This window comes from Vibrio sp. DNB22_10_4, assembly GCF_052879755.1.
In genome coordinates this window covers 266,079-279,719 of record NZ_JBNNXW010000002.1, presented here as the reverse complement: position 1 = coordinate 279,719, position 13,641 = coordinate 266,079, and the positions used below count along the sequence as shown (strand labels likewise).

Annotated in this window: 12 protein-coding genes; 7 read left to right on the top strand and 5 right to left on the bottom strand. The window is 44.5% G+C overall.

Annotation, left to right across the window (positions count from 1 at the left end; genetic code table 11):
• Positions 1-124 precede the first annotated feature (124 nt).
• Complete coding sequence (locus ACVA6Q_RS09360) at positions 125-748, bottom strand: YccT family protein (RefSeq protein ID WP_446647343.1); 624 nt, start codon at positions 746-748, stop codon at positions 125-127.
• A gap of 168 nt (positions 749-916) precedes the next feature.
• On the opposite strand from ACVA6Q_RS09360, the gene cueR reads away from it, so the two are divergent.
• Positions 917-1,315: a Cu(I)-responsive transcriptional regulator gene (gene cueR, locus ACVA6Q_RS09355; protein ID WP_446647342.1), complete on the top strand. Its 399-nt coding sequence runs from the start codon at positions 917-919 to the stop codon at positions 1,313-1,315.
• A 39-nt stretch (positions 1,316-1,354) separates the two neighbouring features.
• On the opposite strand, the gene ACVA6Q_RS09350 is transcribed toward cueR, so the two are convergent.
• Together ACVA6Q_RS09350 and ACVA6Q_RS09345 are read right to left on the bottom strand one after the other, a co-directional pair.
• Positions 1,355-1,528: a hypothetical protein gene (locus ACVA6Q_RS09350; protein WP_162631220.1), complete on the bottom strand. Its 174-nt coding sequence runs from the start codon at positions 1,526-1,528 to the stop codon at positions 1,355-1,357.
• 416 nt (positions 1,529-1,944) lie between these two features.
• Positions 1,945-2,859, bottom strand: a complete 915-nt coding sequence (locus tag ACVA6Q_RS09345) for a TraB/GumN family protein (RefSeq protein WP_446647341.1) — start codon at positions 2,857-2,859, stop codon at positions 1,945-1,947.
• A 277-nt stretch (positions 2,860-3,136) separates the two neighbouring features.
• On the opposite strand from ACVA6Q_RS09345, the gene ACVA6Q_RS09340 reads away from it, so the two are divergent.
• The 6 genes from ACVA6Q_RS09340 (at position 3,137) to ACVA6Q_RS09315 (ending at position 10,296) form a co-directional block, all read left to right on the top strand.
• On the top strand, positions 3,137-5,794 hold the full coding sequence (locus tag ACVA6Q_RS09340) for a beta-N-acetylhexosaminidase (protein WP_446647340.1): 2,658 nt from the start codon (positions 3,137-3,139) through the stop codon (positions 5,792-5,794).
• Positions 5,795-5,874: 80 nt separating this feature from the next.
• Positions 5,875-7,026: a porin gene (locus tag ACVA6Q_RS09335; RefSeq protein ID WP_353496893.1), complete on the top strand. Its 1,152-nt coding sequence runs from the start codon at positions 5,875-5,877 to the stop codon at positions 7,024-7,026.
• 49 nt (positions 7,027-7,075) lie between these two features.
• Positions 7,076-7,540 (top strand): DUF2057 family protein, encoded by a 465-nt coding sequence (locus ACVA6Q_RS09330; protein WP_353496892.1) that lies wholly within the window; start codon positions 7,076-7,078, stop codon positions 7,538-7,540.
• A 461-nt stretch (positions 7,541-8,001) separates the two neighbouring features.
• Positions 8,002-8,673: an oligogalacturonate-specific porin KdgM family protein gene (locus ACVA6Q_RS09325; protein ID WP_338165150.1), complete on the top strand. Its 672-nt coding sequence runs from the start codon at positions 8,002-8,004 to the stop codon at positions 8,671-8,673.
• Between the two features lie 215 nt (positions 8,674-8,888).
• Positions 8,889-9,242, top strand: coding sequence for a DUF2799 domain-containing protein (locus ACVA6Q_RS09320; protein ID WP_353496891.1), 354 nt, complete (start codon positions 8,889-8,891; stop codon positions 9,240-9,242).
• A gap of 310 nt (positions 9,243-9,552) precedes the next feature.
• Positions 9,553-10,296, top strand: a complete 744-nt coding sequence (locus ACVA6Q_RS09315; protein ID WP_353496890.1) for a porin — start codon at positions 9,553-9,555, stop codon at positions 10,294-10,296.
• Between the two features lie 60 nt (positions 10,297-10,356).
• On the opposite strand, the gene ACVA6Q_RS09310 is transcribed toward ACVA6Q_RS09315, so the two are convergent.
• Entirely contained in the window at positions 10,357-10,806 is a 450-nt protein-coding gene (locus ACVA6Q_RS09310; RefSeq protein WP_418642004.1) for a DUF411 domain-containing protein, read from the bottom strand.
• A 72-nt stretch (positions 10,807-10,878) separates the two neighbouring features.
• The gene (locus ACVA6Q_RS09305) at positions 10,879-13,635 is read right to left on the bottom strand and encodes a heavy metal translocating P-type ATPase (protein WP_446647339.1); all 2,757 of its coding nucleotides are present in this window, start codon (positions 13,633-13,635) and stop codon (positions 10,879-10,881) included.
• Positions 13,636-13,641: the final 6 nt, after the last annotated feature.

Below are 13,641 nucleotides of genomic sequence, written 5' to 3'. Positions count from 1 at the left end.
CTCAATACAATATACTGCCTAATTCGCCGGCTCTTTGAGCCGGCTTTTTTACGTGCTTGAATCGCTAAAAATAAAAAACTCGCTATATGAATAGCGAGTCTATTGTTCTTGTTAAATAGCTTCGTTAGTCATCGAGATTACTAATAGCCCAAGTTAGGAATTTCTTTCTATCTTCTAATGATGCGGACTTAAAGGTTGTTTTCAGGCTGTCATAGTGGTCGGTTGTTTTTTCGCTTACTAGTAGCGTTGGATTGCGGTAGTTTTTCAAACTTGCAGGTAAGTCAGTTTGATTGTAGTTTTCAATTTCTTTTACCATGTCTGCTGCAAGGCTAAAAGTAAGACCTAGTTGACCCTTGTTAACATTAACAACTTCACCAGAGCTCACGTTAATATCAAATGTTGGGTTGTCATTGAACATGCTGCCTTCATAGAGGGTTTTTATGTTGGGCACATCAAATGATAAAACGGCATCTTTACCTTCAAATGTTGCTACCAAAGGCTGAGATTTATACTTTGTCTTTTCTGAACCAGTCTCCATGACGATTTTGGAGATACGGAATACGATCTGATTGACGCCATCTTCAAGTTGAATATCGCTCTTAGAATCAAAGCCAAAGCTTGAGTAGCCAGAGTCCTTTTCGTTTACGGTTAATACTTGAATGCCATTTGGTACTTTAACGGTAACGGCTGAGAATGCGATTGATGGTGCGAGCATGAGACTCGCTAGCATAGGGTATTTTAGCTTCATTGCCACTCCTTTAGACTTTGCCTGTATGGCAATCTTTGTGTAGGGTAACCATGATTTTAGTTTTTTTGTTTCGCGAATAATAGCAGTGCTATGTAAACTGGAGAAGGAAGAACATATTTTTGCGAGACAGTTATCACTCTGTTGTCCAATGTGAAACGAAGGTAAGTAATGAACATTAGTGAAGTGGCCAAGCGTACCGGGCTAACGGCAAAGTCGATCCGCTTATATGAAGACAAGCAGCTTATCTCATTGCCCGAACGAGAAGGTAATGGGTATAGAGTTTATGGTGAGCATCATATTGAAGAACTTAGGGTTATTGCTAGAGCTAAAGGTGTAGGTTTTACTTTGGATGAGTGCCGTGAGTTGGTACTTATTTCGATGAACGAACAGCGCATGAGTGCCGAAGTAAAACAAAAGGCGACTGAGAAATTAGATGAGGTTAGGAAAAAAATTCTAGAACTGCATACCATAGAGAGTCAGTTAATTGATTGGATATCTCTATGTCCGGGTGACGAAAACTCAACTTGCCCGATTGTTGACGATTTAAAAAAGGGCTGCACGCGCTAGTTGCATACAGCCATAGATTGTTGAACAGAGACCGATGACCTAAAACAGTTTCTCCCCACCGGCTCGCTGACAAACCACAAGTGGTACAAAAGTACGAGAGCCATCCGGTAATTGGCAGTCTACAAATGGACCGGCTGCTGAACTTTGGTATGCTGCGCTTGGCAATGAGAATGCGAGTACACCTCCTAACAACAGTGCTTTGATGTATTTCATAACCTTCCCTCTCAATCGATACAGATAATGTGACATATCTCGCAAATTTGGCGAGTCGTTTTAAGTATGAGTATCAGAGAATAAAGATCAAAAAATATTGAAAAAATAAAAAAATTTTTATTTCCAAATAAGTATGACTTAATTGTTTGCGAGAATAAATAACATGCTGAAATTAAAAAGAATTGTTTTAGAGTAGCAATATTGACTAAATGAATGAAATCGAATAAACAACCTATCTAGCATTACTTTGTTTCTAACAATATCTAACTCAGGATGTGGTTAATAATTTGATTTATAGCGTTTTTTTACTAACGTGCACAGACTTGTTGTGACAAAAGCAGTCAATTCCAAAAAAGTCGCTCGTCTTTGCAGTTTTTCATCGTTTTGTTGTCTTATAGTGTCTCAGGTTTAAGACGCTATACATGCGTTTTCATACTGCAGTGAGCCGATTTTGAATGACTTATCTGTTCAATAGTAAATCCTTGCCGCTTAAGTAACGCCACCACACTCTCTTGCCCAACTAAATGCAATGCCCCTACCGCGATAAAATATGTCCCCTTTTGATACTCCGATGACGTTACTAAGCTTCGAACCCAATTTTTGTTTCTGTCGATTAGAAACCGCTGGTAAAAGTCGTCGTTATCACTGTCGATATGCAGCATCGCCTCAAGGTTAGCGACATCGCCATGACTCCATGACTTGATCAAACATAGGATGTTGTTTTCGGTATACGGCCATTCTTCGATTGTTTGAAGCAGCATTTGCTTTCCGCCTTGCGGCTGATTCGCAAGTAAGTCTATTTGAAATTGTAGCGACTCGAGCCCTTTGACAGGGAGGGCATGAGTTTGTGCCCAGCTGCTGAGCTGGTGTTCTACGCCAAACTCAGCATGAAAGTCGAGTGCTGTAAAAACATGTTGCTGTAATACCAAAGCGGCTTGCCATGAGGGCAGGGACTTTAGCATATCAATATTAAGCTGGGTCTCTGAGGCAATTTCATTGAGCTGCGCTAGTTCGTTATTTGTTAATACATCCCTCACTGAATGTTCAACAAGGCTGGGAAAGTTGATATTGCCCCCGAGTTCAGCTTCTAAGATGAGCGCGTCACTTTGCTTGATTGCCATTTCTACAGGCTGGTTTATCGCTTGCTGAGACCTAGAACCAACATGAACGGTGCCGAATAAATACAGTGTTTGTGACCCCTTTTGTGCTTTGTATAGCAGAGGCTCTGCGGAGACAACAAAAGAAAGTAATGAAATCAGTAACGTAGAAAACGTCAAAATGGACTTTTGGGGTTTAAATGCTGACCAGGTGAATTGCGAGACGACTAACATTTTTAAGCTCAATGAAAATAAGGGATAACCAAAGGATATCAATTGGTTTGAATATGGGGAAGAAGTTCTAAAATTCACTGTAACAAAAGCGTCATATTGTTGGGCGGGCATTCTGAAAAATTACGACAGAATGGGTTTAAGTTGCTGTAATTATTGATTTTACTTTTTGTTTGTTTTTCTGATAACGATGGAGATCACAGTTATTTGGAGGGCTAATTGAAGCTGCTGAAGGGGAAGATAACTTGTGCCGCATAATTTACTTCCATCCGGAGAACTCATGTTCCGTAACAGCATGATTAGCTTAGCCATCTTGGCATCAGGAATGTCCCATGCGACGCAAACGCCACAACAACTGGTGGATCGTATTTCAGAAGATCTGTTGATTCATTATCAGGTTGAGGCCAACACCTCAGACGTGAATAACTTGCCTTGCCAAACATTGGGAGCTGATTGGGCGCTATGCAATAAAAGTGTGATGACGCTTAGCAATCAAGGTCAAGCTATCAACAACAAAGACTGGTCTTTGTACATACACAGTGTGCGTATTATTTTGTCTTTGGATAGCGAACAGTTCACGATAGCACGCCTTACAGGTGACTTATATGAGCTTAAACCAACAGCTGCGTTTAAAGGTCTTGAGCAAGGTGAAAGTCTAGATATTCCGGTGATCGGCGAATATTGGCAGTTGTTTGAGTCGGACTTTATGCCGCGAGCATTTGTGAATCATGAACAGGCAGAGCCTAGAGTGCTCAAGCAAATGGACACTGAGGATCTAAGTCAGTTTGTTAAACCCATTGCACCGAGCCTATTAAAACGTGTGTCGACGGATAACAATACCCTGATGACGCCAAAAACGCGATTCGAGCAAAACCAAGACTTAGACCAACTCGATATCGCAAGTCATATAGTACCAACGCCTAATCAAGTTCGCTTAAGCAAAGGAAATTTGGACATAAGCCAAGGGCTAGATTTTACATCATTGCCACTCTCTAACGAAGCGTTAGAAGCCATTGAGCATCGAGCGGTGATGTTGGGACTGGCTGGGCAAGGTGAGCAAAAGGTTTATGGCGATATTGATCCCAATGCACTAGATAGCAAGCTTCGGGTCAATGGCGGTTACCAACTTTCGGTTACCGATCGCGGCATAGCCATTACCGCTTTTGATGAGACTGGTGTGTATTATGCGGTTCAGTCCATTTTTTCTCTGGTGGATATCCAAAAACCGACAGTGTTACCTTTGGTTGATGTCGCCGATGCTCCACGGTATCAGTATCGCGGCGTGATGGTGGATGTGGCGCGAAACTTTCATTCCAAGTCCGCAATTTTCCAAACCCTAGATCAAATGGCGGCGTATAAGCTCAACAAACTTCATTTGCACCTTACAGATGATGAAGGTTGGCGTCTAGAAATCCCAGGTTTGCCTGAACTTACAGACATTGGTGCTAAGCGATGTTTCGATAAATCGGAAACTCGCTGCTTGTTGCCTCAGCTTGGCTCTGGGCCTACTAGCGATAACTTTGGATCGGGTTTCTTCAGCCGACAAGATTACATCGATATCTTGCAATATGCCGCAGCGCGTCAAATTGAAGTCATTCCAGAAATCGACATGCCAGCGCACGCCAGAGCGGCTGTAGTGTCTATGGAAGCGCGCCATCGTAAGTACGCTAAGCTCGGTGAGATGGAAAAGGCCAATGAGTTTCGATTGCTCGATCCTCAAGATACATCCAATGTCACGACGGTTCAGTTCTACGACCGTAAAAGCTTTCTAAATCCATGCCTTGATTCGTCTCACCGCTTCGTGAAAAAAGTAATGGCTGAAATTTTAGCTATGCATGAGGCAGCAGGAGTGCCATTGACGACTTGGCATTTTGGTGGAGATGAAGCGAAAAACATCAAAAAGCTAGGTGGTTATCAAGGTGTAAGCTCGAAAGCTAAAGTGCTTGGCAAGGGTGAGATTGAGCTCAGCGCAGAACATCATCCATTTGAGAAGTCGCCAAAATGTCAGGCGCTTATTGCTAATAACACGGTTGACTCAGTGCAGGCACTACCGAGTTATTTTGCCAAGCAGGTTGCCAAGTTGGCGGCAGAATTGAATGTCGGCGCATTTCAAGCTTGGCAAGATGGCCTTAAAACAGCGAACAGCGCTGCTGAATTCGCCACGAAACAAACCCGTGTCAATTTCTGGGATACGCTTTATTGGGGTGGTTCAGCGTCAGCGTATCAATGGGCGAACAAAGGTTATCAAGTGATCATCTCGAGCCCAGATTATCTTTATATGGACTTTCCATATGAGTTTGATCCAAAAGAGCGCGGTTACTACTGGGCGACACGGTACAACCATTCAAGAAAAATGTTTGCCTTTGCACCTGACAACCTTCCGCAAAACGCCGAAACCTCTGTTGATCGTGATGGAAACGGATTTAGTGCCAAAGGATCAGTAGAGGCAGCGCCATTTTATGGCATGTCAGCGCAGTTATGGTCAGAGACTGTTCGCACTGACGCACAATATGAATATATGGTGTTCCCGCGTGTCATCGCAGCGGCTGAGCGTGCTTGGCACAAAGCAGAGTGGGAGCTGGATTATCAGGCTACAAGAACGTACAGCCAAGAATCTAACTATGTAGACGAAGCGGCACTAACCAAAGATTTCAATCGATTTGCCAATGCTCTAGGGCAGCGTGAACTGAATAAGCTCGCTAAAGCCAATGTTCACTACAGGTTGCCAGTGCCAGGCGCTGTGATTGAGCAAGGTAAGCTCTATATGAATAGCGCCTTCCCCGGCGTGGCACTTCAGTATTCGCGAGACCGCGGCGCAAGTTGGCAAAGCTATGAGGTAAACCGTGTTCCAAGTGTTTCCGGCGAAATTTGGATACGCAGTGTTGATTATCAAGCTAAAAGAGCCAGCCGCGTGACCACCTTAACCTCTGAAAACTAGATCCCTTTCCTCCAACGCTTCCCTTTCTTGCGCACAACAAAGGATGTTTGAGAAAGGGAGGCCACAATTAAGAAAAAGCAATGAAACAAAAAACAGTACTAATGCTGACGTGTTTGTCGGCAGGGGCTTTTGCGTCCGATAACATTGTCGATATTGAAGCAATCAAAGCAGGCATGAAATACGAGGTATACGGAAAAATTGCTCTGCAAGCTCACGTTCGTGATTATGAAAACTCACCGAACTTAGAAGGTTTTCAAACCAATAATGAAAGCCGAATAGGTTTTCGAGGCAGCAAACAGTTTGCCAAATTTAAGCCTCTGTTTATATGGCAGATAGAATCGGGCTATGTTGACCCTTCCTATAAGAACCATGAAGCAAGCGGTGGCTTGGGGGAGCGTGATACCTTTGTCGGTTTCGAAGATTGGGACTCGTTTGGGCAAATTCGCTTAGGTCGAGTGCTGACGCCTATGTATGAAATTGTTGATTGGCCTGGTGCCAACCCTGGTATGGGTGACGTTTGGGATTGGGGGGGACTAATTGGTGGTGCTAAGTTCCAAGATCGCTCATCCAATACAGTCCGTTGGGATTCACCGGAGTGGGGTGGCCTATCTGTTGACCTCGGTTACGGTCGAACTAAGGCAGCGGCGGTTGGTAATGATCAAGGCTGGTGGCAGGGCGGTGCAGCGCACTATAAAGTTGGGCCGTTTTTGGTGTCGGGGGCGTATGAGCTTAACCGCAATACCAAGGAAACCTTGAGCTATGAAAAGCCGGGAACGACAGAAAAGAAGGTTTCGGATAGCCGAATTTGGGATAACAACACCTACTTAGCAAGTCTACAAGGGTGGTTTGACAACGGTATTTCATTCTTCACTCAGTACCGCTGGCAAGACGCTTCAGTGACCTCGGGTATCGACACGGGACGAAAAGAGAAACAAAACGCTTTATCAAGTGCCATCATGTACGACATTGCTGATTGGCAGTTCAAACTGGGTTATGCGAAAAATGAGGAACTGCACGTGAATGGCAAAAAGCTTGCCGGTACTGATGATGACGTGATCTCATTCCAAGCTATGTATTATGTTGACCCAACAGCGGTTCTTTATTTTCGTGCCAGAGATGTGCGTATGGGAGACAACAAGGTGCCAGTACGAGGTGGGCAAGATGTTGCTTACCGACGCTGGAAGTCGGACTCCTTTAATGAAGTTTCTGTAGGCGTAGAGTACGTTTTCTAATCGTTGGTTAATTTCAGGGAGGCAATGCCTCCCTATCTAGAGGTAAAGCATGAAAAAGATAGTAATGGCTCTGATGGCATTGTTAGTCACCTGTGGTGCAAAAGCGAACGAGGACAGTGTTCTATCGCTGAGTAGAGGTATCGTGGTACATGTGGTTAATGGTAAAGCGGTCGATAAAGAATGGTTAGTCAGCCAGCAATTGCTGAACTTACCTAAAGGCGAGAATCAGATTCTAGTGACACTTGAGCAGCCAGTTCCCTATAACACCATGAAGGAAAAACATCGCTCAAACCCTATAGTGTTGGAGTTTACCCTGCCAAAAGGCGAGAGCCAGTTATCTTATCGTCTATTTCGTGACAAAGCGGATGCACGAGCGTTTGAACAAAGCTTAGACTTTTCACTGTTAGATACAGCTGGTAGCCCAATGGATTTTGACGCGACGGTGCTACATGCGTCAGGTTTTGTCGGGTTTGAAGACTTTCTTGAGCTGATTAACCAGCATAATCAAAAATAGACACGAACATAGTCGGCTTTGTTACCCCTTAGTCGACTAAGTCGGGCATTTAATACTTATATTTCGTGGTGAATTAAGTGGTGTTGCTAGTTAAAAAACAGCGTTGTTTTTTCTAAAATTAATCACCTAGATCACAGTTTTAGTGTCTGTTGTGAGTGGGATGTCTACGGTTTTCTGCCATTTTCAGTATTTGTTGTAGATTTCTAGGGCTTTTTTTGTGATGATGATCTTGTTACATCGCTTTACAAAAATAGATATTGGTTTTTATATTCATTTAAATCTATGTTTTTATTGTGTTTATATTTTATTTGATTTGTGTTTGGTGATAAAGATCACTAAAGGGCGCTTATTATTTGTTGGCGCGAAATAAATGTCGTTATATTGTGCTCAAGCCAAATCGGCAATGTAACAAGACGACAACATAAGTCGCCCACACACAATCAATTAAAGGTGTTTTAACCATGAAAAAAGTTCTCGCTCTTACCGCTCTAGCAGTAGCTTCAACAAGCGCATTCGCTGGTTCTTCTTACGTAACAGGTAACGTTCAATTTCACTCTACTTACCTACAAGGCGCAAAACAGACGTCTACACTAGAAGCGGGTCACACTTTTGATTCTAACACCACACTATTAGTGGAGTTTGATGGTATTCCTCTAGGCAAAATTGACCCAAGCGCTGCAAACAACCCTCTTCCGTTCACGACTCTTGGTGCAGAGCAAGTGTTCAACATCAATGACAACTTCTGGGTAGCAGCAGGTTACCATCACCTAATTCAAGCGGGTGAGACGTTCCAGTACCGTCCACTTATTAAAATCGGTTACAACTTCGACAACGGTATCTCTCTAAGCAACCGTACTCGTCACCACATCCAAGCGGATGACGTACGTGGCGGTGTAAAAACTAACGACGAAACTCGTCTAGACAACAAAATCGCTTACGCTTTCCAAGATCAGCCTCTAGCGGTTAGTTACAACAACATCTATGTGATCAAGCAAGGTGATGCTGACAACTCTATGGATCACGAGCTTCGTGCAACTTGGACGCGTAGCGGCGTTCAACCATACATCGAGTACCGTAACCAAGCGAACAACGAAAACAATGCATTGGTATTCGGTGCTTCTTACGGCTTCTAAGAAGTTATTTGCCCCTGAAAAAAGGCTCCGTCGGGAGCCTTTTTTGTATGTAATGAATGTAAAATCTGGTGTTAAATTCAAGTGATGTCTCGCAATAACCACCGCTTTGGTCTCTAGGGTAGTGAAGACTTTTTTTGAATACGTGATAATGAACACATTCGGTGCGTTTTCGTACAAACGCTCAAATCACTCAACTCTGACGTTTGGAGGTGTTCATGAGAAACTGGACGACACTGGGAGCCATGTTACTCACCATGGTATTAGCGGGATGCGCGGCGACAAACTTACCAACGGATGGTTCTACTGAGTCATGGAGTCAATTCGGATATGAAGAAGGCCAAAAAGGATTTATTAAAAAAGATCAGGAGTGGCTAGAGCTCACACAGGAATCGCTTTTTGCTGCTTATTTAGATGGCTATGAGAAAGGTCGAGAAGAGTATTGTAGTCAGGATGCCTATAAGTTAGGGATTATGGGTAAGCCGTATGCTGGAGTGTGTGATGAACTAGATTGGCGATTTCGCATGAGATACAACGATGGTCGGTCAAACCAAAGCCTTGGCCGATTGTGAGTTCATAAATATCGTGAGATAAGCCGGTTCAGCCCGGCTTATTTTTTTTGGTAGTTTTTTTCAAAGTTTTAAAGCACACAAGAGTTGTATAGTAGGGCAGCGGGCAAGTCAGTATTGTGTATGAACAGTCGTCAGCGATGACGTGCATCTGACTTGCACTTTTGATTTTTGTTTTTAAGTGTTTGAAAAATACGTTCTTACATGTATTTTTGTTCTTTTTCAATTAGCTTGGCGATGACAATGTCAGAACTTGCGTTTCATTCATATCCCCTCATTATTGCCGCAAATTTTTAAGCACAAGGAAGCTTTTTTGCGACACTTATTGATTGCGCTTTTCACTCTCTCGAGTTTTGGAACCAGCGCCGCCTCTTCGTACATCGAGGGCAATCTCCAATTCAACAGCACCTATCTCTATGAATCAAAAACCACCGCTAAAATGGAAGCGGGTCACACGTTTGATACGGATACAACCGTTCGCTTTAAGATTGAAGATATTCCAATTGGTCAAACGCCACACAGTCACCATCATCACCATGATAATGTCTATTACGGTCACTCAGCACGGGCACCTCTGACGACTTTGGGGATCGAGCAGAAGTTTCAAATGTCGAAAAACTTTTGGCTAGGAGCCGGGTACGAGCATTTGATGCAGCTTGGCGAGACAATGCAGTATCGACCTTTATTTAAGATTGGCTATGACTTTGATGAGGGGGTTTCGCTTAGTCACCGTACACGTGTGGAAGCGTATGCGCAGCATGACCGTTTCGGTTATAAGCCGGACATCGATTATCGCTTTGACAACAAGATCGCATACCAACTGAAATCACATCCCATTAAATTACACTATAACAATGTGATTCATATGGGCGGAGCTTACTACCCTTATTACAATTATCGCGACAATGCGATGGATCATGAGTTTAGGCTCACGCTAACCAAGTATGCGTTTCAGCCGTATTTTGAATACAAAAGCCAGGGACACTTTAGAACGCCTTATTACCCGCGTGGTACTGCAAACTCGGCGTTTGTTGTTGGTGGTAGCTACCATTTCTAACCAACTGTTTGATGCATTGGCTCCATGTAAAAACGCCCACGGTAACGTGGGCGCTTTTGATTACATGTTATGCGAGCGGTAAGAAAAAACCTGCCCCTTTTCATTGTAAGCATAGACATGGTATGGGTCTTTCTGATCGCCATACTCCATACCTGGCGAGCCTACTGGCATGCCAGGTACTGCAAGTCCTTTGGCGCCTTTAGGTGGGTTGTCTAAAAATGCTTTGATATCGTCTGCTGGGATGTGACCTTCAAATACATAATCACCGATCACCGCGGTGTGACAGGAGGCGAGCTCTGGTGTGACCCCTAATTTTTGCTTAATCGGGTTCATGTTTTTATGGTCTTCTACCGTGACGTTAAAGCCAGCATCTTCCATATGAGTAACCCAATCCTTACAGCAGCCGCAGTAAGGAGATTTGTAGGTCAGTACGTTGGTTGCAAACGCCGAGCCAGTGAATACGGCCAGTGATAATGTAGCCAGTTTTATCATTCGTTTAGTGGTCGACATAATCCTTCCTTTTAAGTAATTATCTTTAGAAACAATGAGCTGCAAAGCTATCAATATCGCATATGGCAGCGGTTAGCCTTTGTGCTGAAACTTTCTCAATCTATTGGCATTAGTTACGACAGTAATCGACGAAAGTGCCATTGCTGCGCCTGCAAAAACCGGGCTAAGCAAAAATCCGAACAGAGGATACAGTACACCTGCGGCAATAGGGATCCCTAGGGTGTTGTAAATAAAGGCGCCAAATAGGTTTTGCTTAATGTTACGTACCGTCGCGCGCGATAGCGAGATGGCATAACTGACACTGGCTGGATTGCTGTTGAGTAGCGTCATAGGAGCGCTTTCTATGGCGACATCACTGCCAGTGCCCATTGCAATGCCCACATCGGCCAGCGCAAGTGCTGGTGCATCGTTAATACCATCGCCTACCATTGCAACATGTTGATGGCGGCCCTTTAGTGAGGCAATGTGCGCGGCTTTCTCGTCCGGCAGTACCTCAGAAATGACTTCATCTATGCCTAGTTGTTCTCCAATGACACTAGCAACATGCTGGTTGTCGCCAGTTAGCATAATAGTGTGAATACCTTGTGCTTTTAGAGAGTTGACGGCATTCGCGGCATCGGTTTTTATCCCGTCTGCAATTGCAATTAATGCGACGGCTTGACCCTCGATAGCAACGACGATTGGTGTATGTGCTTGATTGGCGGCCTGAGCAAGAGGGATTTCAAGTGCCTGTAGGTCGATACCCAGTGTTTTAATGTGATTGATTGAAGCAATAACGATTCGCTTTCCATCTACAATGCCTTGCACGCCTTTGCCTTTTAGGTTCTCAAACTGCTCTGGCTCAAGGGGATTAGCGCCACTCCAATAGTCGGTAACCGCTTTAGCGAGCGGATGCTCCGAGCGTTTTTCAAGTGGCACAACCCACTTAGCCAGTTCTGTTTCACTGATACCGATAGGATGGACGGTTTGCACTCTCGGCTGCCCGAGCGTTAAGGTGCCGGTTTTATCAAATACCACGGCGTTGACTTTGCTGAGTTTTTGCAGCGCATCCGCATCTTTAATCAGTATGCCTGCTTGGGCTGCTTTACCTATACCCACAGTGATGGATAGCGGCGTCGCTAACCCAAGAGCGCATGGGCAGGCGATTATGAGTACTGTGGTGGTCACAACAAGCATATAGCTTGCCTTAGGCTCTGGCCCAATGAAAAACCAGACCAAGGCAGCAAGCAGTGCAATAGCTACGACAACGGGAACGAATACCGCGGAAATAGAGTCCGCAAGCTTGGCGATAGCAGGTTTGCTGCTTTGAGCATCTCTTACCATGTGGATGATTCTCGAAAGCATGGTATTTGCGCCAATCCCAGTCGCTTTGATCACCAAGCTGCCATCGGTATTTACGGTTCCAGCGGAAACGTTATCCTTAACGCCTTTTAAAACCGCAATTGGCTCACCCGTTAACATCGACTCATCCAGATAGCTATGACCCTCAATGACTTCGCCATCAACGGGCACTTTTTCTCCCGGTTTAATGCGCAGCAACATCCCTAGTTGAATGTCACCCACCGCAAGGCTAATGTCTTGACCGTCGATAATGGCCGTCGCGACTTGAGGCTGCAAATTCATCAGTGCCTGTAAGGATTGGTTGGTTTTCGCTTTTGCTTTCGCTTCAATAAAGTGACCGAGGGAGATCAAACCGATAATCATCGCGCTCGCTTCAAAATAGACATGGCGTGATGCTTCTGGAAACCAAGATGGCATGAGTACAACCAACATGGAATAAAGCCAGGCTGCACCCGTGCCAAGGGCGACTAATGTATCCATAGTTGCGCGTTTGTGCTTAAGGGCTTGGTATGCGTTGGCATAAAAGGCACGACCAGCGGTGGCAAGAAGCCACAGACACAGCAAGCCAACAACGCCCCAAGCAAGCTGATCCGTAGAGTTTTGTATCGTCATGCTGCCACCAAGTCCCCCCCACAGCATGAGAGGTGCGCCCATGGCCAATGCCCAATACGTATTGCGTTTTTGCAGCGCTTGATGCTGTTGAAGCGCTTGCTGCTGTTTTTTCTGTGTTGAAGCTAAGTCTTCAACTATCTCACCTTGATAACCCGCTTCTTTGATCGCCTGAAGCAGTGGTTGCTCAATATCTGAGTTAGTTAAGCTAGTAAGTACTAACGCGCTTTGTTCTGCAAGGTTGACTCGTGCTTTGTCGACGCCAACTACCGATTGCAGCGCTTTTTCGACGGACGAGACGCAGCTGGCACATGTCATCCCTTGAATAAGTAGTTGAATGCTGGAATCTGATTGAGATGAAGCCGGTGAGCTGGTGGCTGAAGCCTTCACAGAATCACTAGGCTTGTTTTCTGTCGTATTGCTTAGCTCACTGCTAGCGATCTCGGCTTGCGAGGCATCGCTCAATAATGCTCGGAAGCCCACTTGCTCAATGTTGTCTTGGATGAGATTAACACCAAGATTTGATTCAATGGTAAGTGACTGCTTACTTAACGCGATAATATTGCTTGAGTCGAGTGTTTCAAGCTGAGCCTGAAGCTTTGCGACGCACTTGCCACAGTTAAGACCTGATAACTCAAAATACCATACAGGTTTTGCCTCAAAGCCTAAGTTGGCGATAGGCTGGATAATGTCATCGATGTTGGCATCAGTCGAGACAGTTAACGCGTGTTTATCAAGCTGTTTGATTTCAATGTTAGCCGATGCCTGTTCCAGTGCATTGCGCACTTTTTTTACGCAACCCATACAGGATAAGCCTGATAAATTGAGTGTGTAAGTAACCATAACCAACCTCGATACTTGTCTATTAATGCTAAACATAAACCT